At 45.6% G+C, this 20,826-nt stretch carries 22 protein-coding genes; 9 read left to right on the top strand and 13 right to left on the bottom strand.

Annotation, left to right across the window (positions count from 1 at the left end):
• Nucleotides 1-42: 42 nt before the first annotated feature.
• The gene (locus ACYVD3_RS26620) at nt 43-930 is read left to right on the top strand and encodes a helix-turn-helix domain-containing protein (RefSeq protein WP_460645524.1); all 888 of its coding nucleotides are present in this window, start codon (nt 43-45) and stop codon (nt 928-930) included.
• Nucleotides 931-1,041: 111 nt separating this feature from the next.
• Here the strand turns inward: ACYVD3_RS26620 and def are convergent, their stop codons facing one another.
• Both def and ACYVD3_RS26610 read right to left on the bottom strand, forming a co-directional pair.
• Entirely contained in the window at nt 1,042-1,497 is a 456-nt protein-coding gene (def, locus tag ACYVD3_RS26615; protein WP_460645523.1) for a peptide deformylase, read from the bottom strand.
• Nucleotides 1,469-1,732: a helix-turn-helix transcriptional regulator gene (locus ACYVD3_RS26610; RefSeq protein WP_460645522.1), complete on the bottom strand. Its 264-nt coding sequence runs from the start codon at nt 1,730-1,732 to the stop codon at nt 1,469-1,471. The genes def and ACYVD3_RS26610 overlap by 29 nt, the downstream gene beginning before the upstream one ends.
• Before the next feature lie 438 nt (nt 1,733-2,170).
• On the opposite strand from ACYVD3_RS26610, the gene ACYVD3_RS26605 reads away from it, so the two are divergent.
• On the top strand, nt 2,171-2,647 hold the full coding sequence (locus ACYVD3_RS26605; protein ID WP_460645521.1) for a nucleotidyltransferase domain-containing protein: 477 nt from the start codon (nt 2,171-2,173) through the stop codon (nt 2,645-2,647).
• 177 nt (nt 2,648-2,824) lie between these two features.
• Here the strand turns inward: ACYVD3_RS26605 and ACYVD3_RS26600 are convergent, their stop codons facing one another.
• Complete coding sequence (locus ACYVD3_RS26600; RefSeq protein WP_460645520.1) at nt 2,825-3,418, bottom strand: ATP-dependent Clp protease proteolytic subunit; 594 nt, start codon at nt 3,416-3,418, stop codon at nt 2,825-2,827.
• A 19-nt stretch (nt 3,419-3,437) separates the two neighbouring features.
• The gene (locus ACYVD3_RS26595; RefSeq protein WP_460645519.1) at nt 3,438-3,827 is read right to left on the bottom strand and encodes a helix-turn-helix transcriptional regulator; all 390 of its coding nucleotides are present in this window, start codon (nt 3,825-3,827) and stop codon (nt 3,438-3,440) included.
• 214 nt (nt 3,828-4,041) lie between these two features.
• Here ACYVD3_RS26595 and ACYVD3_RS26590 point away from each other — a divergent pair, with 214 nt between their 5' ends.
• The 3 genes from ACYVD3_RS26590 to ACYVD3_RS26580 all read left to right on the top strand — a co-directional run bounded on the left by ACYVD3_RS26590 (nt 4,042) and on the right by ACYVD3_RS26580 (nt 5,503).
• Nucleotides 4,042-4,236, top strand: a complete 195-nt coding sequence (locus tag ACYVD3_RS26590; RefSeq protein ID WP_460645518.1) for a hypothetical protein — start codon at nt 4,042-4,044, stop codon at nt 4,234-4,236.
• On the top strand, nt 4,220-5,143 hold the full coding sequence (locus tag ACYVD3_RS26585) for an AraC family transcriptional regulator (protein WP_460645517.1): 924 nt from the start codon (nt 4,220-4,222) through the stop codon (nt 5,141-5,143). The genes ACYVD3_RS26590 and ACYVD3_RS26585 overlap by 17 nt, the downstream gene beginning before the upstream one ends.
• A 120-nt stretch (nt 5,144-5,263) precedes the next feature.
• Entirely contained in the window at nt 5,264-5,503 is a 240-nt protein-coding gene (locus ACYVD3_RS26580; protein ID WP_460645516.1) for a ribonuclease HII, read from the top strand.
• A 70-nt stretch (nt 5,504-5,573) separates the two neighbouring features.
• On the opposite strand, the gene ACYVD3_RS26575 is transcribed toward ACYVD3_RS26580, so the two are convergent.
• A complete protein-coding gene (locus ACYVD3_RS26575) occupies nt 5,574-6,959 on the bottom strand; it encodes an alanine/glycine:cation symporter family protein (RefSeq protein WP_460645515.1) in 1,386 nt (461 codons plus the stop codon).
• Nucleotides 6,960-7,176: 217 nt separating this feature from the next.
• On the opposite strand from ACYVD3_RS26575, the gene ACYVD3_RS26570 reads away from it, so the two are divergent.
• The gene (locus ACYVD3_RS26570) at nt 7,177-8,157 is read left to right on the top strand and encodes a zinc dependent phospholipase C family protein (protein WP_460645514.1); all 981 of its coding nucleotides are present in this window, start codon (nt 7,177-7,179) and stop codon (nt 8,155-8,157) included.
• Between the two features lie 99 nt (nt 8,158-8,256).
• Here ACYVD3_RS26570 and ACYVD3_RS26565 read toward each other — a convergent pair whose 3' ends face one another.
• Nucleotides 8,257-8,844: a hypothetical protein gene (locus ACYVD3_RS26565; RefSeq protein WP_460645513.1), complete on the bottom strand. Its 588-nt coding sequence runs from the start codon at nt 8,842-8,844 to the stop codon at nt 8,257-8,259.
• Between the two features lie 317 nt (nt 8,845-9,161).
• Here ACYVD3_RS26565 and ACYVD3_RS26560 point away from each other — a divergent pair, with 317 nt between their 5' ends.
• Entirely contained in the window at nt 9,162-10,685 is a 1,524-nt protein-coding gene (locus ACYVD3_RS26560) for a BCCT family transporter (RefSeq protein WP_460645512.1), read from the top strand.
• A gap of 122 nt (nt 10,686-10,807) precedes the next feature.
• Here the strand turns inward: ACYVD3_RS26560 and ACYVD3_RS26555 are convergent, their stop codons facing one another.
• The 5 genes from ACYVD3_RS26555 to ACYVD3_RS26535 all read right to left on the bottom strand — a co-directional run bounded on the left by ACYVD3_RS26555 (nt 10,808) and on the right by ACYVD3_RS26535 (nt 15,945).
• Entirely contained in the window at nt 10,808-11,647 is an 840-nt protein-coding gene (locus ACYVD3_RS26555) for a LicD family protein (RefSeq protein WP_460645511.1), read from the bottom strand.
• Between the two features lie 170 nt (nt 11,648-11,817).
• Nucleotides 11,818-13,158, bottom strand: a complete 1,341-nt coding sequence (rfbH, locus tag ACYVD3_RS26550) for a lipopolysaccharide biosynthesis protein RfbH (RefSeq protein WP_460645510.1) — start codon at nt 13,156-13,158, stop codon at nt 11,818-11,820.
• Between the two features lie 125 nt (nt 13,159-13,283).
• Nucleotides 13,284-14,360 carry a CDP-glucose 4,6-dehydratase gene (gene rfbG / locus ACYVD3_RS26545; protein WP_460645509.1) on the bottom strand — a complete coding sequence of 359 codons (1,077 nt, stop codon included), beginning with the start codon at nt 14,358-14,360 and terminating at the stop codon, nt 13,284-13,286.
• A 1-nt stretch (nt 14,361) separates the two neighbouring features.
• Nucleotides 14,362-15,138, bottom strand: a complete 777-nt coding sequence (gene rfbF, locus ACYVD3_RS26540; RefSeq protein WP_460645508.1) for a glucose-1-phosphate cytidylyltransferase — start codon at nt 15,136-15,138, stop codon at nt 14,362-14,364.
• Between the two features lie 24 nt (nt 15,139-15,162).
• Nucleotides 15,163-15,945, bottom strand: a complete 783-nt coding sequence (locus ACYVD3_RS26535) for a glycosyltransferase family 2 protein (protein WP_460645507.1) — start codon at nt 15,943-15,945, stop codon at nt 15,163-15,165.
• Nucleotides 15,946-16,475: 530 nt separating this feature from the next.
• Here ACYVD3_RS26535 and ACYVD3_RS26530 point away from each other — a divergent pair.
• Entirely contained in the window at nt 16,476-17,816 is a 1,341-nt protein-coding gene (locus ACYVD3_RS26530) for an APC family permease (RefSeq protein ID WP_460645506.1), read from the top strand.
• A gap of 63 nt (nt 17,817-17,879) precedes the next feature.
• Complete coding sequence (locus ACYVD3_RS26525) at nt 17,880-19,091, top strand: MalY/PatB family protein (protein WP_460645505.1); 1,212 nt, start codon at nt 17,880-17,882, stop codon at nt 19,089-19,091.
• Nucleotides 19,092-19,116: 25 nt separating this feature from the next.
• Here ACYVD3_RS26525 and ACYVD3_RS26520 read toward each other — a convergent pair whose 3' ends face one another.
• Entirely contained in the window at nt 19,117-19,665 is a 549-nt protein-coding gene (locus ACYVD3_RS26520; protein WP_460645504.1) for a MarR family winged helix-turn-helix transcriptional regulator, read from the bottom strand.
• A 192-nt stretch (nt 19,666-19,857) separates the two neighbouring features.
• Nucleotides 19,858-20,802, bottom strand: coding sequence for a nucleoside hydrolase (locus ACYVD3_RS26515; protein WP_460645503.1), 945 nt, complete (start codon nt 20,800-20,802; stop codon nt 19,858-19,860).
• Nucleotides 20,803-20,826: the final 24 nt, after the last annotated feature.

Raw genomic sequence — 20,826 nt, 5'->3', positions numbered from 1 at the left:
TTATCATATGATTTTCTCATATAAGTCCAGGAGGGATTTGCTTTGGAACCCTATTTGCTGTCATCACAAAGGCAGGATGTGAACCACGGAACCATCCTTTCGCCCTATGCCCATTACCACTGTATCATACCCACGGTTTTGCCTGATGTACTGCTTCACTGGCATGGGGAAGCTGAAATAACCCTTGTTTTAGAAGGAAGTGCCATTTATAAAATCGGTGAGGAAACCTTTCAATCAAAAAAAGGCGATTTCATTTTTGTGGCACCTAACACCCTGCATTCTGTCCAGCCATTGCCGGGCATCATTCATATTTCCGATACTTTAGTTTTTCATCTGGACATGCTGGGTTATTCCCTTATGGATCAGTACAGCCTGGCTTATCTCCATCCCATATATAATGGTTCTCTTCGTCCCCTATCCCACATAAGCCTGGGCCAGCCTTTCTATGGGGAATTTTCTGAGTGCATAAACCAGATTTTTCGTTGTGTAAAAAATAAAGACAATTACTTTGAAATGGCCCTAAAAGAAAAATTACACCATCTTTTTTACCTGCTATTTCAGCATCAATGCTTTGCCACCATGGATACCGGAGTTCCCATTCCTGCACATGTTGATAAAGTTAAAAAAGCGCTGAAGTATATTCAGGAGAATTATCAGAAATCCATCTCCATCTGTGAATTAGCGGATTTATGTCATTTCAGCAAAACCCATTTTATGAGCTTTTTTAAACGGAGTGTGGGAATTACCTGCGGAGAATATATGATCCAGCACCGGCTTAAGGTAGCCGAAAACCTTTTAAAGGCTACTGGGCTGTCGATTTCGGATATTGCTTTTGAAAGCGGATTCCACAATCTGTCCAACTTCAACCGTAAATTTAAAAGCCATTATCATATGACGCCTTTGGAATACCGCCGGCAGCATATCTCCTGATTGATCTCAATAAGGAGTTATATATGGGTAAAAAATACATTCAATATCTCCATATCGTCCCATAAACCACCTAAAAAGGCCGGCTTTTTAAAAGCCCGGCCTCTCTTTAGCTTAATCTTCGTTCATTTCCTCCGCCTTATGAGTAAATACAATCCCATCTAAGTGATCAATCTCATGACAAAGGCATTTTGCCATGAGATCGGAAGCTTTTATTTCAATTTCACAGCCATTCTCATCCAGGGCTTTTACGACAACCGATTGGGGACGGCGGACCCTGCCCCACAATCCTGGAAAGCTTAAACAGGCCTCCGGCTCAAATTGTTCCCCATCTGACCATAGGATCACTGGATTAATGAGCTTTATTACCCCATCTCCCAGATCAATAACAACCAATCTTCTCAGTATTCCGATCTGATTGGCTGCTAATGCCCCGCCATTGGGAGTATTGTGTAAAGTTTCAACCATATCATCAAGAATGGTTCGTATCCGGTCATTGACCTGTTCCACTGGTTTGCATTTTAGCCTTAACACGCTGTCATCAAAAGTCCTTATTTCTCTCAACGCCATTTTTTACACCTCTGCTTAAATCTGAACGAGATTTCCTTTCACTATCTTCAAACAGAAACACATCTTCAATGGACTCCTGAAATACCTGCGCGATATCATAAGCCAGCCATATAGATGGTTCATTTTTTTCTGTTTCCAATGCATTAATAGCCTGGCGGGAGGCACCTACAAGCTGTCCTAATTGTTCCTGAGTGATGCCAAGCTTTTCCCGTAATTCTTTCATGCGATTTTTCATGAATATCCCTTTCATATGTAATGTTTACCTTACATGAAGTATATTATATTTTTTTCAATATGTCAAGTTCTCCTGACATTTTTTTCAGCAGAATGCCCGCCAGTCCATTTCCTCATCTCACAATAATCAAATGGTTTTTTAACTGCACATATGGTAAACTGTGATCAAAGGAAGCTTACTGCAAAAATACACCCTTTCAAGGAATGGTCAATGGAAAACCCTGTTCTGTATCTGCTGATCTTTATGATGAGGTGCTTCATAAGTGATATCCATATCCCCCGGTATGGGGCGTAAAATCCTTGGACATGCACTTGCAAAAGACCCTGAGGTTTTAACCATAAAAAGCCTTTTTATGATTCCTCCGTGGTAAAGAAAGCGATATGGGTACTGCACTGTGGATTTTTTTTGGAAATGGAACAAAATGAACGAGGTGATAGAATGAACGATATAGAAAACAAACTGACTGTACTGTCGCATATTGCAAAAGAACTGAATCACAAAAATGTCACATGGGCCGTTGGAGCCTCAATGCTGTTATACTTTAAAGGAATTGTATCGGAATTTCACGATATAGACATCATGGTTGCTGAGGAAGATGCGGAAACATCAAAAGATGTTTTATTATCCCTGGGAAACCTTCAACACCCTGACCCTGATCCCAATGCAAATGCCAATGGCAAATACAAAACAAAATGCTTCCTGGAATTCAATGTTGACGGTGTGGATGTGGATGTAATGGCTGGTTTTATAATTGTCAGCAAGGGGAAAGAGTATTATTTTCCGTTAAAAAAGGAAAATATTATTGATTACACAGAAGTTCACGGTATTACAATCCCTTTGCAGTCACTGGGAGAATGGCGCAGGTACTATGAATTGATGGGACGGGATGAAAAAGTAAAAATGATCCATACATAACTGCAAACCGCAATGATTCAGGCATTTCGGGCGAAAAAACAGGGGGCGGATGCCGGTCAGCGGCAGCGGCTCCCTGTTTTGCACAGATTCTGATATTTGCAGTTGCCGGACAGTATAACGCCGGTTTCAGAAATAAGGGCCACCCGTAAGCGGAATGGTTTCGCTTATCTTCCGGCACTACTTTTGGCGTAATAAAATTTCATCAATTAATCCATACTCCTTTGCTTCCTCTGCCGTCATATAATGATCCCGTTCCATATCCTCCTGGATTCTTTCCAGCGGCTGGCCTGTAAGCCCGCTATACATCTCATTAAGCTTTTCCTTTGTTTTTTCAAGCCACTCACTGTGGATCCTGATATCTGTAGCCTGTCCCTGGAGCCCGCCGGATATAGAAGGCTGGTGGATCAGTATTTCACTGTTTTTAAGGGCAAAACGCTTTCCCTTTTTCCCCGATGCCAGCAGCAAAGAGGCCGCGCTTCCCGACTGTCCTATGCTAATGGTGGAAACATCGCATTTGATATAGTTCATGGTATCCATAATGGCGAAGCCGTCCGTTACGGAACCGCCGGGACTGTTGATATAAAGATGGATATCTTTGCTGCCGTCAGAAGATTCCAGAAACAGCATCTGCGCCATGATCAGGCTTGCCATTTCATTGGTTACCGTGCCGTTAAGCATGATAATGCGGTCATTCAGCAATCTGGAAAAAATATCATAAGACCGCTCTCCCCGGGTTGTCTGCTCAATTACCATAGGGATAAGATTATTCATATTCACCTCCATAAGCCGTTTATGCGGCCATATTCGTAATTTTATTGAAGCGGCAGTTAAGATCCATCACCTGATTGGAATTGCCGCCATACCTTCTCCTGTATTTCCCCGGTGTCAGCCCATAAATCTTTAAAAATGCCCTTGAAAAGGATTCCTGAGAACCATACTGATATTCCAGGGCGATATCAATGATTGGCTTATTTGTCCGGGCAAGCTCTTCCGCAGCTTTCTCCATCCGCCTTCTGGTGATATATCTGGTAAGGGATTCCCCTGATATTTTGTGAAAAATTCTATGATAGTGATATTTTGACAGATAAGCCTTTTTTGCAAGATCGTCAAGATCAATTCTTTCGTTTAAATTTTCCTCAATATATTTAAGAGAATCGCGCACCTTTGAATGATAATCCATATACCTGCTCCTTTCCCAAACCGTATTATCATTATATACTCTCTTGGAAATTAATTCTTGATAATTTTTGCTTTCCTCCGGTCTTTTTCCTTTCATTATATATCAGAAATGTTTCAATCCATACCAGCATAAGGGCGATGGAATTGTGCTCCGGTATATGGTATGATAACGACAAACGAAAACCCATATAAGCCATCAAGGAGAATAAACTAAAATGAACATTGAAGTAACTGACAAAATCAAAGAAGAGGACAAGGAAATCATTTACCAGGGCTTATTAAGCTATAATCTGGCCAGAATTGAAGACAAGAATCCAAGGGACTTAGGTGTCTATCTCCAGGACGAGACAGGGGGAAAAGTCGGAGGACTCATGGGGAAAGGGGAAACAATCCTTGAAGAACATTTATAGAATAGAATTTCATTCAGGAAGCAAAGAGGAATTACTGCCTGATTTCACATCAGATTTTCCATACATTGCCTCCTGCTCCCAATTGGATCAATTTATGGGGCGCTTTGTTCCATGGCACTGGCATAAAACCGTGGAGCTATTTTATATGGAAAGCGGGAGAATGGAATATTGCACACCAAAAGGAGCCATGATATTTCCTGCAGGTTCCGGGGGAATGGTCAATTCCAATGTGCTTCACATGGCAAGGCCACAGGCGGAATCAGAAAAAAACATTCAGTTCCTTCATCTTTTTGACCCTTCTTTCATTGCCGGACACCATGGAAGCCGGATCGAGCAAAAATACGTTACACCCATTACAGCAGCTCCCCAGGCAGAGATCATCCCATTATATCCTGATGATCCGGTACAAGGGAAAATTTTAGATACCATTCGTGAATCTTTTCGCCTTTCTGAAAATGATTTTGGATATGAAATAAAACTGCGGGAAATATTATCTGACATATGGATCCAGATTTTTGCCATGTCACGCCCTTTGTTGGAGCAGAAGGGGGGACACAGCAAATCAAATGATAAAATAAAATCCATGATGGTATATGTCCATGAGCATTATGGGGAAAAGTTTTCTATCCCAGAAATTGCCGCCGCCACCTTTTCCAGTGAACGTGAGTGCTTCCGGGCATTCCATGACTGCCTGCATATGACACCGGTGGAATATATCAAAAGCTACCGGTTACAAATGGCCTGTCATATGCTGGCAAACGGCAGGGACCCCATCACGTCCATCAGCCAGGCCTGCGGACTGGGAAGCAGCAGCTACTTTGGAAAAGTTTTTCGGGAATATATCGGCTGCACACCTTTGGAATACCGCCGCAAATGGCAGGATAATGATATATCTGGGCAGAAATAAGATATTTTCTTTAAAGAGATTGCACTATAATGATATTTGTAACGGTGATAGGGCAATCTTTTGATTATTCATTCATTGCACACACCATAGGATCACTGTCTTTTCAACGGAGGTGTTGTTATGATAAAGCTGAATATCCTGGATATGAAGAATTTTTTACAGACTGTAAATGAGTGCAATAACCCGGTCCATTTGCTATACCCGGACGGAAGAAAAGAAAACATCAACAAACAGTACGGAATCCAGAACCAGCTTCTGGAAAAGTACAGGGAAAATAAAAATTTCCTTTGTCTTTCATTGGATATTCCGGCTCCAAAGGATTATATGAGCATTGTCTCATACTACACTGGGGACTGCTGACCATCTGCTTGCAAGTATTTCATCATAAAGGGGGGGCTGACCATCTATTTGGTCAGCCTCCCACCCTATTTTATAGACGGGAGCCTTTCAGCGCCTGTTTTTTTGTATTTCTCGGAACCGTTACTTCCTTCATGAGGAAAATCAGGGCAATGATATTGGGAAGCGCCATCAGTCCGTTCCAGATATCGGAAAATTCCCATACTGTCTCCAGCTTAGCCATACACCCAAGGAATACGGCCCCCAGATAAAGCACAGTATAAACCTTTCCTCTTAAAATACGCTGCAAAAAGTAGAGGGCTCCGCGTTTTTTTAAGCTCTCCGCCAGATAAACGGCAGCCTGACGTCCCAGATAATACCATGCAATGATGGTCGCAAAAGCGAACACCAGCATGGCACCTGATACCACATACTCCCCAAGAATCCCCATACGTTTGGAAAAGCAATAAGCGGTCAAAACCGCTCCGTCATAACCGGAGCCGGCAGCGTCCCCGTCTGTCATGCACAGGATCACAAGGGCTGTCATGGTACAGATCATAATGGTATCAAAAAATACCTCAAACATGGCCCACATTCCCTGCTGCTCAGGTGTCGTATCCTCTGCCGCGCCGTGAAGGACTGCCATGCTTCCAAGTCCTGCTTCATTGGAAAACACGCCTCTGGATACGCCGTATTGCAGGCTTTTGCTGATTTGATAGCCTGCGGCCCCGGAAAAAACGGATACCGGACGGAAGGCATCCTGAAAAATGCATTGAAATATGTATGGGATCCTGTCATAACAGGACATAATGACAACCATGGAAAACAGCATATAGGCACCGGCTGAGATGGGAATGAGCCGCTCGGAGACAAAGGCGATCCTTGCAATTCCTCCCAGAATCACCAACAATACGATCCCCGTAAGCAGAAGCCCTACGGGAATCGGTGAAATGCCAAAAGAGTATTCCAGAGTTTCCGCAATGGAATTGGACTGCACCATGCTTCCCATTCCAAGCGATACCATGATGCAGAGAAAGCTGTATATCATACCAAGCACCGGAAGTTTAAGCCCCCGCTCCAGATAAACCATTGGCCCGCATATCCAGGCGCCGTTTCGGTCCCGGTAGCGGTAGCGGATCCCCAGCATGGTTTCTGCATAGCCTGTCATCATACCGATTGCGGCAGAAACCCACATCCAGAATATGGCCCCCGGGCCCCCGGCCGTAAGTGCGGTGGCAACACCGGCAATGTTTCCGGTCCCAATGGTAGCTGCCAAAGCCGTACAGGCTGTCTGGAATTTTGTCACTTCCCCTTTGTCTTCTGCTTCATCCTCCTTTATGCTTCCAATGGTCTGTTTCCACCAAAAAGGGAATTTCCTGATTTGAAAAAATCTGGTTTTTACCGTAAAAAAGATTCCGGTTCCCAGAAACAAAACCAAAAGCCATGGGCCCCACACCAGTTCGTGTATACGATGTATCATAGGATCAGCTCCTGAATGCTTTCCTTAACACTTATTCGTTCCAGCCGGGTAGTATGAAAATTTCCAATGATTTTTATACAAAATTAAATATCCTATGGTATAATCTAATTATATGGCTGCTGTTCAGCCATGGGATTCACAGCCTGGCGGTTAGAATTTATTTACGAAATTCAGGCTGATCTGTAACAAATTGTATCTTTCATATGAGGTGAACAATATGCCCGGTTTTACCACGCACTACCTGCTGGGAGTCAGAGTTTATAATGATATGCCCAACAGCCCTTTAAAGCGTATAATCTCCAAATATCGCTGGCTTTATCAGTTGGGCCTTCAGGGACCGGATATGTTTTTTTATAATATACCCATTCTCCGCCACCGGGATTACCGCAACGTAGGCTCCTACATGCACGAGAATCATGTACATGATTTTTTTGTTTCCTGCTTAAACCACTTGTCCCAGATCGAATCCAGACAGCAGAGGGAGCAGGCCATTTCTTATATGAGCGGATACTTCTGCCATTACATCGGGGACTCCATCTGCCATCCTTACGTATACGGCAGGATCGAATATGACGTAAAAAATTCCGGCAACTACCACCACGGACTTCATGCCATGCTGGAAAATGATATTGATGCACTGCTTTTGATGAAATACAAAAAGAAAAAGCCATCTCAGTTCAACCAGGCTGCCACCATTTGCTTAAACGGCCAGGAGATGCAGTTCATCTCCGGGTTTTTGTCTGTATGCATCAATGAAGCCTATTACCCATTGAATTACCGGAACAATTTCTGGGTCACCTCCCAGATGGTATCCCGCTCCATTCTGGCTATGCGCTTAGGCTGCCGGACTCTTGCCGATCCTTCCAGCCGCAAGAAAAACAGCATTGAATTTGTAGAATCTCTGTTTTTACGGACGCCTCTTGCCTCCCGGAAGCTGGTAACGGACATTCCTCCGGATCCTGTGGTCACCATGAATTTAAACCATGAAACATGGTGCAATCCCTGGAACCGGCGCCTTGCATCCCAGGCCTCCTTTCCGGAGCTCTTCCATCAGTCCATGGCAAAATGCAGTGACGTATTCTATCTGCTGAACGAGGAGCTGTCCTCAGCGATTCCCTTAAACAGCCTGGACCACAATAAGCTTTTAAAGGAGCTTGGCAATTATTCCTACCACAGCGGACTGTCGGTAGACCCATAACCGGATAGAAGAAACACCCTGACAAAAAACATGGCTGAGAAGTGGTTTACCAACCAGTTCCTCAGCCATGTTTCTTTTTCCTGAACCTGCAATAAAAAGCTATTGGTCTGACTCTGAGCTTTCAGCATCCGCTTCCTGATCCTCAGCCTCAGTCTCAGCGGTGGTTTCCATAACAACTGCGCCTTCCTTTGGAACGATTTTTTCATCAGATCCCTTAGGGATGTCCATATCCACCAGCCAGTACTCTTCTTCCTTCATTGTATAATCCGGCATTACAATAAGATGCAGATCATAATTCTTGAAAAATCCGCCGTAAGAGGTATTGCTTGACTTTTCATAAGAAAAATCCTGCATAGACGCCTCATCATTTAAGAACCGAACCGCCGCATCGGCAAATGTGACTGCCTCCTGGGGGGTGGTTCCTTCTTTTACAATTAACGTCAAATCAATGCTTTTATTCTCATTATCCACACTGTAATTGACACTTAACGCCATAGGATATTCCTCGTTGTCCACAAACTCATCGTCCATATCATTTCCAATCTGAGTCCAATCCAGAACAATCCCCTGCTGAGTCTCAAAAACAGGCTCCGCTGGACCTCCGGAAGCAAGAATATGGCTTTCCGTACATCCGGTCAGCAACATTGCCGACATGGCACATATTATTAGAGCTTTGTTCTTCATCATAATTTCCTCCTTATTGAACATCTAACATTATATCGGATGTAATCCTTTTTTTGTAGTGGTTTATGCAAAATGTCAGAAAATCTTCACAAATACGTCAGTGTTTTTACTGGAATCAATGCCTTGTTTTACCTTTTCCCTGTCTGGGTTCCTTGCGCAGAAGGATATTCTCCTTAAACGGCCCCCCCTGGTCTATTGGCCCCGTCTGTTTTACTCAGAAATTATTCCTATTTAATTCTTGCATTTTCTGGTTATCCATGGTATTATGTTCAATATCTAAATTAATTTTAATTTTTTGAACACTTTAGGAGGCTACGTACATGGACCACAATGAGAAAAAAGCTTTGTTTAAAAAGCTGGATTGGATAACAACCCTGATCCCTTTTATATGCATCATCCTTTTATGCCTTGTTTTTACCTTAAATCCTACGGGGTCTGCGAATACTCTGGCTGCTATCCGGTCATTTTTAGGGGATGAACTGGGAAGCTACTATCTTATCATCGGGCTGTTTACCTTCCTGTGCTCCCTGTACATAGCTTTTTCCAAATACGGCACCATCAAGCTTGGAAACCTGGAAAAGCCACAATATTCTAATTTTAAATGGGGTACCATGATGTTTACCGCCGGTCTGGCTGCGGATATCCTCTTCTATTCCCTTTGTGAATGGATTCTCTATGCAGGGGAGCCTCATATCACGGATCTGGGCGCCATGCAGGACTGGGCCTCTACCTACCCATTGTTCCACTGGGGTCCTATCCCATGGAGCTTTTATATGATATTGGCCGCCGCATTCGGCTTCATGCTTCATGTTAAAAAACGGACGAAACAGAAATACTCAGAGGCCTGCCGTCCTCTTCTTGGAAAGCATGTAGACGGCTTTTGGGGAAAGCTCATTGACTTAATTGCCGTATTTGCCTTACTGGCCGGCACAGCAACCACGTTTTCTCTGGCAACTCCCCTTCTTTCCATGGCTGTCAGCAGAGTGACCGGTCTTCCGGATTCCAGGATACTGACCATTGGGATCCTGGTCATTATATGCATCATTTATACTGTTACGGTTTATTTCGGCATGAAGGGCATTTCAAAGCTGGCTGCTTCCTGTACTTACCTGTTCTTTGGCCTGCTTCTCTATGTGCTCATCGGCGGAAAAGAAGCCAGATATACCATTGAAACCGGAATTACAGCCGTGGGGAACTTAACCCAGAACTTTATCAGCCTGTCCACCTGGACCGATGCCCTGCGGACCTCCTCCTTCCCCCAGAACTGGACCATCTTTTACTGGGCATACTGGATGGTCTGGTGTGTGGCCACTCCCTTCTTTATCGGATCCATCAGCAAAGGGCGGACCATTAAGCAGACCATTCTTGGGGGATATATCTTTGGAATTTCAGGGACCTTTACTTCTTTTATCATATTGGGAAATTACAGCCTTGCCCTTCAGACGAAAGGAGTGCTGGATGTCATGGGTATTTATGCGTCAACAGGTGATTTGTACCAGACGATCATGGCAATCCTTGAAACCTTGCCCTTTGCAAAGCTGGGAATGATCCTTTTAGCAGTTACCATGATAGCCTTTTATGCCACCAGCTTTGATGCCCTGGCCTTGGTCGCTTCCACTTACTCCTATAAGGAGCTTCCTGAGGACGCGGAACCTGATAAACATGTAAAACTGTTCTGGTCCGTGCTTTTAATGCTGTTTCCCATTGCACTTATTTTTTCCGAGAATTCCATGACCAATCTGCAGACTGTTTCCATCATTGCAGCATTTCCCATAGGAATTATCATACTCCTGATTGTTTTCAGCTTCTTTAAAGACGCGAAGGAATATTTAAACCAGAAATAAACCCACGGAGAAAGCTTCTGAAACGGAAAGCAACGCTCCAAAGACATGAAAATCCGCATTGATTGGCTTTTTGTAAGCCTGATCAATGCGGATTTTTTGTTAATTCTATTTATCGCTGTATGTTAATGAAATATTTTAACTTCCATGCTGGAGTGGGAAGGCACCCGCTTTTCCTCCGGCGGAAGCTTCTTATAATCGCCGTAGATCCAGGTAAGGACCTCATGCCAGCCCTTTGGAGCCATCAGCCTGGTATCTTCAAATTCTAAGTCCACGGTTTCATCACACCATTCTTTTTTAAGCGTCACATAAAGATAATCCGGCTGATAATTGCTGTAATACCGAAGATTGCTCTTCCCCTTCTGGTCCTTGACTGCAGCCATATGCTGAAGCTTTCTTAAGAGCTTCATTGGGATCAATTTCCCCAAAGAAGCCAGAACAGCGATAACGATTTTATTGACCAGGCTGTGCTTCTTAAAATCCAGACGGTAGCGATGGCCCATGGCCATACCGTAGATCACCGTATGAAGCAGGCGGGTAAAGGTAGAAGCCACCTTGCCTTCGGGAAGCTCATCAATGGCGAATAAGTCCACCCACAAGTGGTTTAACTTTCCTTCATAAAACCTCATCTCTTCCGAGTCTTCATGAGTCTGGCTGTTCTTATAGATGATCCTGGCTGCAAAATCATAAAAAGCTGTTCCGCCTTTCAAATCCTTTGGTTCAAGAACCTCCATTTCTTCCGGAAGCTCCCGGCGCGCTACCTTTAAAAAGGCATCGTAATTGGAACGGGTAAATGCCACATCAGCATCATCATCCCAGGGAATGAAGCCTTTGTGCCTTACTGCGCCTAAAAGCGTTCCTGCATCCAGAAGATATTTAATCCTGTATTTCCGGCAGATACGGTCAATTTCCTTTAAAACAGCCAGGTTTGCCTGATGTACCTCCGTCAAATCGTATTCCTTCATGTTTCCTCATTCCTGCCCATGTACTTTGGGCATAAAGGTATACCCGTAGGATGTTTCCTCATTCCTGCCCATGTACTTTGGGCATAAAGGTATACCCGTAGGGTGTTTCCTCATTCCTGCTCATAAGGTATTTCCGTCTGCCGTTTTCAGGCCTCCGGATATAAGATTTCCTACAGGCTAAGCGCCTCTTTAATGGTCTTTGCCATAAAAGCCATCATCTCATCGGTCATTCCCGGATATACTCCTACCCAGAAGGTGTCCTCCATGATCCGGTCGGTATTGGTCAGCTCTCCAATGATCCGGTATCCTTCCCCCGACGCTCTCATCTGGTCAAAACAAGGGTGCTTTGTCAAATTTCCGGCAAACAGCATCCTGGTCTGGATTCCTTTGGATTCCACATACTGCACCACCTGGTTCCTGCTTACCCCTTCCCTGCAGGTTATCAAAAAGCCGAACCAGCTTGGCTTGGAGCCTGGACATGGCTCAGGAAGGATCAGCTTATCTGAAGCCTCCTCAAGACCCTTATAAAGGCGGTCAAAATTATGACGACGACGTTCCACAAAAGATGGGAACTTGTCAAGCTGGGCGCAGCCTATGGAAGCCTGCATGTCCGTTACCTTTAAATTGTAGCCGAAATGGGAGTAAACATATTTATGGTCATAGCCCACGGGAAGCTCTCCGTACTGCCGGTCAAACCGGTGCCCGCATAAGTTATCCCGTCCGGAAGGGCAGACACAGTCCCTTCCCCAGTCCCGGAAGGAGCGGATGATTTTGTTTAACAGAGGGTTGCCCGTATAAACCGCACCTCCCTCTCCCATTGTCATATGGTGAGGCGGATAAAAACTGGAGGTGCCTATATCACCGATGGTACCGGAGAAACGCTCTTCCCCATTTATGGTATATATTGTTCCAAGGGCATCGCAGTTATCCTCTACAAGCCATAAATCATGCTTGTCGCAAAATGCCTTAACCGCAGTAAGGTCAAAGGGATTTCCCAGGGTATGGGCGATCATGACCGCCTTGGTCTTTTCTGAGCGGGCAGCCTCAAGCATTTCCACATTAATGTTATACTGGGGAATGGTAACATCCACAAATACGGGAACCGCTCCATACTGGATCATAGGGGTCACCGTAGTAGGAAATCCTGCTGCCACCGTAATCACCTCATCGCCGCGCCTGATCTGACGCTCTTTTAAAAGCGGCGAGGTAAGGGCCATAAATGCCACCAGATTCGCTGAGGAACCGGAATTAACAAGAGAGCAGAACCTGACATTTAAATATTTTGCCAGCTTTTTCTCAAATTCATCGGTATACCGTCCGGACGTAAGCCAGAACTCCAGAGAGCTGTCCACCAGGTTCACCATCTCCTGATGATCGTACACACGGGATGCGTAAGAGATGCGGTCTCCTTCCTTAAACGGATTTTTCTGATTGTGGTAGGTGCTGCAGTATTCCTTTACCAGAGAAAGGATCTCCTCCCGCGCCTCTTTTTCTGTTTTATTCTCAAACATTCTATTTTTTCCTCTTTCCTGCCAATGTTTTTTGGGCAGAGCCCACCTCGCTTTACAGCGTGCCCCGCACCACCGGGCATCGGGTGTAAAGTTATACCCGGAGGCTGCTTCCTCTCATGTTCATATCACTTGAAAAATTCTTCTATCTGCAGGTCCATGAATGCAGGCATATCTGCCCCTTCCAAATAGGCCCTGGTCCATTCCACGGTCTTTTCCACCGCTTCCTTCACCCCATACCTGGGATACCAGCCAAAGACCTTTTTGATCTTAGAACAGTCCAGCTTTAAGAAACTGGCTTCATGAGGACCTCCTTCAAACTTGTCGATCCATCTTATTCCCTGGCCCCAGGCCTTACAGAATATATCCGCCAGCACTCCGGTGGTCACACAGTCTCTGTCATCAGGGCCTACGTTATAATATCCCTGGAACTTCAAATCCTCATACTGCTTCATGGCAATGGTCATGTAAATTGCCAAAGGTTCCAGCACATGCTGATACGGCCTTGTTGAATGGGGATTTCTTACGATGATATCCTGTCCTGCCGATGCCGCCCGGATGCAGTCCGGTATGATCCTGTCATTGGCAAAATCTCCTCCTCCGATCACATTTCCTGCACGGGATGTGGAAACAGCCACACGTCCGTCGGAGAAAAAGGATTTTGCATAGCTGTGAGTCACCAGCTCGGAACAGGATTTGCTGTTGGAATAGGGATCATAGCCATCCAATGGGTCTGTTTCCCGGTATCCGTACTCCCATTCCCTGTTTTCATACACCTTATCCGTTGTAACATTTAAAAAGGATTTAACAGAGGGAGTCAGGCGTACGCATTCCAGTACATTGACCGTTCCCATAACATTGGTCTCATAGGTGTAGACCGGGTCCTTATAGGAGTCCCTTACAATGGGCTGGGCGGCCAGATGAAACACGATCTCCGGCTCTTCCTGGGAAAACACCTTTTTCAAATGCTCCAAATCCCGGACATCCCCGATTATGGAATTCACATTGCGGGAAAGCCCAGCCGCTTCAAACAGGTTTGGGTCTGTGGAAGGGGTGAGGGAATATCCCGTTACCGATGCTCCGGCCTTGACAAGAAGATGGCTGAGCCATGTCCCTTTAAAGCCTGTATGCCCTGTGACCAGGACATTTTTTCCTTTATAAAAATCACAAAATTCCATCCATTTAATACTCGCCCAACTTGTCATGTCATTTCTCCCAAATCTTCCATGGTGCCTGTCCAGACTGCCACAAATCTTCCAGCTTCTTCATTTCCCGCTGAGTATCCATGCACTGCCAGAAGCCGTTGTGATGGAAGCTCATAAGCTGCCCTTCTGCCGCCAGGCTCTGCAATGGTTCCTTTTCAAATATAGTGTTATCATCCTTTAAATAGGAAAAGATTTCCGGATTCAGGACCATGAAGCCACCGTTGATCAGACTGGTATCCGCCTCATCCTTTTCTCTGAAGGAACGGACCACATCACCTTCGTCAATATCCAGAACTCCCTTTAGCTGGGCAATATTAACGGTAGTCATGGTAGCAGTCTTGCCATGGCCTTGATGGAATTTTAACAAAGTCTTTAAATCCACGTCGCAAACCCCGTCTCCATAGGTCAGCATAAAGGGCTCATCCCCGATGTAAGGCTGGATGCGCTTAATACGCCCGCCGGTCATTGTATTTAACCCCGTATCCACCAGGGTCACCTTCCATGGTTCCGAATAATTGTTATGTACCTCCATCTCATTATTGGCAAGATCAAAGGTCACATCGGATGTATGAAGAAAATAATCCGCAAAAAATTCCTTTACCACATATTGCTTGTATCCAAGGCAAATGACAAAATCGTGAAAACCATACTGGGAATAATACTTCATAATATGCCACAGAATAGGCTTTTCCCCGATTTCAATCATTGGCTTTGGCTTTAAATGGCTCTGCTCACTGATTCTGGTGCCAAAGCCTCCTGCTAATAATACTACCTTCATTGGTTCTTCCTCCAAATCTCCATTTTATTCGTACTCCTTATAAGCCTTCCGGTAAAAATGCATCAGTACCTTTACCACCGGTCCGGGCCACATCTTTGAAAACATGTCTGCTTCCTCCCTGACACGGCTGTTATCCGCAATACAGGCCTTTGTGGTGGCCTCTCCGTGGACCCTGTAATACAAAATCGGTTTTTCCACACAAATAAAACGCCCCGGCAGCCCGGATAACTGATAAAGGGTGTCCCAATCCAGAGCAAACCGATAAGGAGAGGTAAAAAGAGACTCTCCTAATTGTTCCTTATTATATGCACATGCAGGACAGCATATGGAATTTCCAAACAGCAAAACGCTTTTTTTGACCCAGGACAAATGACTGATGGAACGGAAACGAAGTGGGATCCTTAAAAAACGCTTAATAAACTCCACCATTTCAAAGACAGCCGGACAGTTCCCCCTGATCACGGTATATCCTCCCGTAAACAACGTCATATCCGGGTATTTCCTATAGCATTCCAGAAGCTTTTTCACATAGTCTTTCTGGTATAGATCATCCTGATGGGCAATGGTAACAAAACGGGCGGAAGCCATATCATAGGCAAAATTCCAGTCTTCCCGTATATTGCTTTTCCCATGCCGGATAAACAATGGGATTTGATACTTGTCCGCCATTCTTTCAATGAAAGGGCTGGGTGTTGATGTGCATATTATAATCTCCGACCTGACGCTTTGTTTCAGGAGAGAACGGATGCAGGCTTCAAGATAAGGCGAGTCCTTGTATGCGCAGAGCGCAAATGCATGTGGTTTCATATTTTGTCTCCTAATGAATCAAGCGGATGGGCTTGTTATTGTCTGGCTATGATTATACCATAAGTACTGCAAAACATTCCACCATATTCATTATTTTGAAAGAATTCCAAAAAGGAAATTTAAGATTCCGCGCCTCATACGCGCCTTTCCTTTCGGATTGCTTGCCATACCCGAAAATAATAATTTCATGAAATCCGGATAAGCCCGGATTCCAGACAGCCGGCAGCGGCTTCCGGATTTGGAGTTTTCATGAAAAAACAAAGAAAAATTATACATTGTATATAAAAAATAAAATTTAAATATCTTTTCTATCCACAAATAATGCATATATATTTATCATATAAATAGTTAAGCAACTTCACAAATTAACATCTAAGCATTAGCACTGCGCCGGGGCGAGGGGAATCTGACAATGGAAGGATAAATGTTTCCGGTGCAAAAGGGGAAGGTATTTTGTATCATGAATAAAGGCGGGCCCGCTTTTACGATACACGCACATTTTAAAACTTCATACTCAAGGGGGTATAGTTATGTCAGATTCACAATGCAGCAGCTCTACAAAGCAGTTAAAACAGGTACTTGGTTTTTGGGATCTAATGGGGGCTTCCGTAGGCCAGATCATCGGTGCAGGCATTATGACCCTGCTGGGCGCGGCCATAGCCATGACCGGGCGCTCAGTTCCTTTGGCCTTTCTGGTGGCGGCAGTGATTACGGTGTGCCAGTATTTGCCCGTGATCCTGATTTCGGGAACCGTTCGCCTGCGGGGAGGGCAGTATACCATGGTCGCCATGCTGACCGGTGAAAAATTCGCAGGCGCTTATACCATTATGTTCATTTTTTCCAATTTGTCAATTTCCATGTACGGACTTTCCTTTGCCAGCTATTTCATCTCTTTGTTCGGACTTGGCAATGAAAAGGTGATTGCAATGGCCGTATTGACTCTCTTCTATGTGCTGAACTGCTTTGGCATTGATAAATTCGCAAAGATCCAGAACTTGATCGTCATCGGACTGGTGCTGGCCTTAGGCGTGTTTGCGGCCTTTGGCGTAGGGGACATTGAGCCGGGATACTTTGCAGAATCCACCTTTATGACAGGAGGCATGCTTGGCCTTTTACAGGCAGGCGGACTGCTCACCTTTGCGGTGGGAGGCGCTTCCTGCATTGTCAACCTCTCTGCAGAATCCAAAAAGCCTACCAGAGACATTCCGCTGGTCATGATCATTTCCACCCTGGTGGTGGCCGTCCTTTATGGCATCATCGCATTCGTGGCGGCAGGAGTGCTTCCCCTGGAGCAGGTAGCAGGACAGAACTTGACCCTGGTGGCGGGCAAGATTTTAAGCCGTCCCCTTTACATATTCTTCATCGTATGCGGGGCCGGGTTTGCCCTGGTCTCCACCTTGAACGCTCAATATGCCTGGGCTCCCAAACCCGTAATGCAGGCTTGTGATGACGGCTGGCTTCCCCCAAGGCTTGCCAGACTCTCCAAATACAACACTCCGGTCATCATCCTCACCATTCTCTACTTAGTCGCAGTGGTCTGCATCCTGACCGGCTTAAGCGTCGCTGTCTTAGGCAACATGTGCTTAATTGCCAATGGGGTCATCACGCTGATGATCAACATCTGCGTCTATAAGATACCTAAGGTCTGCCCGGAGGCATGGGAGAAATCCAGGTTTAAGGTTGGAAAAGGCGCCATGACATTGATTACGGTTCTTGGAGCTGCCTCTGCAATTTTTGCGATTATTCTGAATGCTTCAACATTATCCACAACTCTATTATTATTAAATGTGGCGGTCATCGCCGGTTCCTTTGGTTTTTCTTTCCTCCGCAGCAGGCAAGCTCATGTGGAGGTCAGCTATGAGGAGGCATAATAAGGCCTCTTCTATCAAATATAGTTTAAAAAGATGTAGTTCAGAAAGGAAGGAAAAATTGCTATGAAATACGATTTTACCAGCATTATGGACCGACACGGAAAGGACGCCATCGCTGTTGATGGACTGGGGGCGAACCCAGGTTTTGCCCCGGAGCTGCCGGGAGAGGGTTTTGACACCATTCCCATGTGGGTGGCGGACATGAATTTTCCCACGGTCCCCACCATACCGGAGGCAATGATCGAAAGGGCGAAGCATCCGGCCTACGGCTATTTCACCCCGCCTGACGAGTATTATGATTCCATCATCCGCTGGCACGAGAGGCGCAACGGGGTCACCGGCCTGACAAAGGAGGCCATCCAATATGAAAACGGCGTTCTGGGCGGCCTTGTCAGCGCCTTAAACGTATTCTGCTCCAAAGGGGACAATGTGCTGCTTCATTCTCCCACCTACATCGGCTTTACCATGTGCGTGGAAAACAACGGCTACAACATCGTCCACAGTCCCTTAAGGCTGGATGAGGGCGGCATCTGGCGCATGGATTTTAAGGATATGGAGAAAAAGCTGGCGGAAAAGAAAATTCATGCCGCCATCTTCTGTTCTCCCCACAACCCCTGCGGCCGTGTGTGGGAAAGGTGGGAAATCGAGAAGGCCATGGAGCTTTACAAAAAGTATGATGTCTTTGTGATTTCCGATGAAATCTGGTCCGACATCATATTGGCAGGCCATGAGCATATTCCTACCCAAAGTGTCAGCCAGGACGCAAGGCAGCGGACAGTGGCATTGTACGCCCCCTCTAAGACCTTTAACCTGGCAGGTCTTGTGGGAAGCTATCATATCATCTACAATAAATGGATTCGGGAACGGGTGGCAAAGGAGTCCTCCTTATCCCATTACAACGACATGAACGTGCTGTCCATGCATGCCCTTTTGGGAGCCTACCGGCCGGAAGGTTATGAATGGGTGGATGAACTGTGTCAGGTCATCACCGGTAATGTAGACTATGCCTGTGATTATATCAGAGAACATTTTCACGGGGTGACTCTTTCAAAACCGGAAGGGACCTATATGATGTTCCTGGATTGCAGCCGGTGGTGTGAGGAGAATGGAAAGACCATTGAGGAGTTAGAGCGGGCTGGCTGGGCCGTAGGCGTGGCCTGGCAGGACGGACGGATGTTTCACGGACCGTGCCACATCCGCCTGAATTTAGCCCTTCCCTTAAGCTGTGTGAAAGAGGCTTTCCAACGGCTGGAGCGTTACGTGTTTCACAGATAAAGGGACGGCGCACAGCTAAATGGTATCAACTGTGCGCCGTTTTCTTCTTCTCAACTGCAGGGCTTGTCTTTTTCGTCCGCTGGGAGAAATCATTGTTAAATTCCCGGCTGTCCTTCACATCCAGCATAAAGCCCTGGTTTAACCTCTGCTGGATGCGCCGGTAGATTCCAAGCTCTTCCTGGGAAAAGGAGTCCAGCAGATGATAGGTTCGCTCATAGCAATAGCTTTCAAATTCCTGATGCTTTAAGAACAGTTCCCTCCCGGATTCGGTGAGGTAGAGGTTATAGACCCGGTTATTGCTTTCGTTCCTTTTCTGTAAAATCCATTCCTTGGCCCGCAGCTTTTTGATGAGCTGAGAGCAGGCGCTTAAGGTTTTATTTAATGTACGGGAGCACTCGGCAGCGGAGATGCCAGGCTGCTGGCCCACCATCTTTAAGATCTGGGCCTCTGCCTGGTAGAGGGGAGTTCCCTTATAATCGTGGAGCAGTGAATCGTATTCCATAATAAGTCCGCACCCCGTATCCAGATCCCGAATCAACTCACAGTACAGCTCATAGCGTTGTTTTTCACTCATAATATCCTCCCAAATGTACAGCAGCTTCTTAACAGCGAATTCCCTGCCGTCTTATTGGATAATGTTACCACTTATTCTCAAATCGTGCAAGCGGTAGCTTTTTTCCTATTGGAAGATGTTATCTCTCAGGCTGTTAACCTGAAATTTTCCGGGATCCTGCAGAATGGAAAAGAATCATTCCTTTTTATGACCTTAAAAAACTGAAAGCAGCCTCCTGACCGCCAGATGAGAATCCACCCGGATGCAATACCGGATCTCATCATGATCATAGACCGGGATAAAACCTTCATCCATTTTGATCATGCCCCGGAACTCTTGATTTTCATACTCCACTGCAGCCCTTACCATCCGGTATTCTCCAATGGAAGGATCCTCAGCGATTATCATTGCCAGCGGATCGTGGACAACGGAGCAGTCCAGACATCCCATGGATTCATAGCTGAACCGGAAATAGTACTCCATGGCAGACTGTATATACCCAACCGCCTCCCGGTTCTCCTCCCTGCAGTACTTGCCCAGCAGAGCCATATCCTGGGCGGATATGAATGTTTCCATGGTGACATCAAGGCCTACCACTGTCATGGGAAAGCCTGCCCGGAACACAATATCAGAGGCTTTTGCATCTCCGTAGATATTCGCTTCCGCATAGGCGCTGATATTGCCCGGCTTATGAAAAGCCCCTCCCATGACTACCATATGCTTTATTTTATATGGAAGCCTTGGATCCTTTTCTAAAGCCGCCGCTATATTGGTCAGCCGTCCCAGGGTAACAATGGTTAAATCCCCCTGAAATTCCTCTGCCTTCCTTATTATAAAGTCCGCAGCAGCCTCATTCAAAGGCTTTTGCTCTGATTCCGGCAATTCAACATTGCCGATGCCGTTGTCTCCATGGATATGGACCGGGTAAGGCTCAGCCCCTCCGGTCATGCTCTCATTTGCACCTACGATCACCGGTATGTCATAACCGCATTTGGCCAGTTTGATCAGCCGCAGAGTGTTTTCTGCCGCCTGCATCGATGAGGTATTGCCGTATACGGTGGTAAAGCCATCCACATGAAGCTTTTTACTTTTTAAAGCATATAGTATGGCGATTGAATCATCAATGCCTGTATCGCAATCCACTATAATATGTTTCATTCATTTCTTTCCTTTCCAGTGGCT

The sequence above is a fragment of the Lacrimispora brassicae genome (genome assembly GCF_054772055.1).
Note: the sequence above shows the minus strand (reverse complement) of the source record. Positions and strands in the feature narration are given on the sequence as shown.

What these genes read in the sequence shown, in the direction of transcription:
- ACYVD3_RS26580 (WP_460645516.1), top strand. Translation starts at nt 5,264, where the DNA reads ATGATAAAGCTGAATATCCTGGATATGAAGAATTTTTTACAGACTGTA.
- def (WP_460645523.1), bottom strand. Translation starts at nt 1,497, where the DNA reads ATGGCGTTGAGAGAAATAAGGACTTTTGATGACAGCGTGTTAAGGCTA.
- ACYVD3_RS26610 (WP_460645522.1), bottom strand. Translation starts at nt 1,732, where the DNA reads ATGAAAAATCGCATGAAAGAATTACGGGAAAAGCTTGGCATCACTCAG.
- ACYVD3_RS26520 (WP_460645504.1), bottom strand. Translation starts at nt 19,665, where the DNA reads ATGAGTGAAAAACAACGCTATGAGCTGTACTGTGAGTTGATTCGGGAT.
- ACYVD3_RS26590 (WP_460645518.1), top strand. Translation starts at nt 4,042, where the DNA reads ATGAACATTGAAGTAACTGACAAAATCAAAGAAGAGGACAAGGAAATC.
- ACYVD3_RS26535 (WP_460645507.1), bottom strand. Translation starts at nt 15,945, where the DNA reads ATGAAACCACATGCATTTGCGCTCTGCGCATACAAGGACTCGCCTTAT.
- ACYVD3_RS26600 (WP_460645520.1), bottom strand. Translation starts at nt 3,418, where the DNA reads ATGAATAATCTTATCCCTATGGTAATTGAGCAGACAACCCGGGGAGAG.
- ACYVD3_RS26570 (WP_460645514.1), top strand. Translation starts at nt 7,177, where the DNA reads ATGCCCGGTTTTACCACGCACTACCTGCTGGGAGTCAGAGTTTATAAT.
- rfbH (WP_460645510.1), bottom strand. Translation starts at nt 13,158, where the DNA reads ATGTTTGAGAATAAAACAGAAAAAGAGGCGCGGGAGGAGATCCTTTCT.
- ACYVD3_RS26555 (WP_460645511.1), bottom strand. Translation starts at nt 11,647, where the DNA reads ATGAAGGAATACGATTTGACGGAGGTACATCAGGCAAACCTGGCTGTT.
- rfbG (WP_460645509.1), bottom strand. Translation starts at nt 14,360, where the DNA reads ATGACAAGTTGGGCGAGTATTAAATGGATGGAATTTTGTGATTTTTAT.
- ACYVD3_RS26560 (WP_460645512.1), top strand. Translation starts at nt 9,162, where the DNA reads ATGGACCACAATGAGAAAAAAGCTTTGTTTAAAAAGCTGGATTGGATA.
- ACYVD3_RS26595 (WP_460645519.1), bottom strand. Translation starts at nt 3,827, where the DNA reads ATGGATTATCATTCAAAGGTGCGCGATTCTCTTAAATATATTGAGGAA.
- ACYVD3_RS26525 (WP_460645505.1), top strand. Translation starts at nt 17,880, where the DNA reads ATGAAATACGATTTTACCAGCATTATGGACCGACACGGAAAGGACGCC.
- ACYVD3_RS26565 (WP_460645513.1), bottom strand. Translation starts at nt 8,844, where the DNA reads ATGATGAAGAACAAAGCTCTAATAATATGTGCCATGTCGGCAATGTTG.
- ACYVD3_RS26515 (WP_460645503.1), bottom strand. Translation starts at nt 20,802, where the DNA reads ATGAAACATATTATAGTGGATTGCGATACAGGCATTGATGATTCAATC.
- rfbF (WP_460645508.1), bottom strand. Translation starts at nt 15,138, where the DNA reads ATGAAGGTAGTATTATTAGCAGGAGGCTTTGGCACCAGAATCAGTGAG.
- ACYVD3_RS26530 (WP_460645506.1), top strand. Translation starts at nt 16,476, where the DNA reads ATGTCAGATTCACAATGCAGCAGCTCTACAAAGCAGTTAAAACAGGTA.
- ACYVD3_RS26605 (WP_460645521.1), top strand. Translation starts at nt 2,171, where the DNA reads ATGAACGATATAGAAAACAAACTGACTGTACTGTCGCATATTGCAAAA.
- ACYVD3_RS26575 (WP_460645515.1), bottom strand. Translation starts at nt 6,959, where the DNA reads ATGATACATCGTATACACGAACTGGTGTGGGGCCCATGGCTTTTGGTT.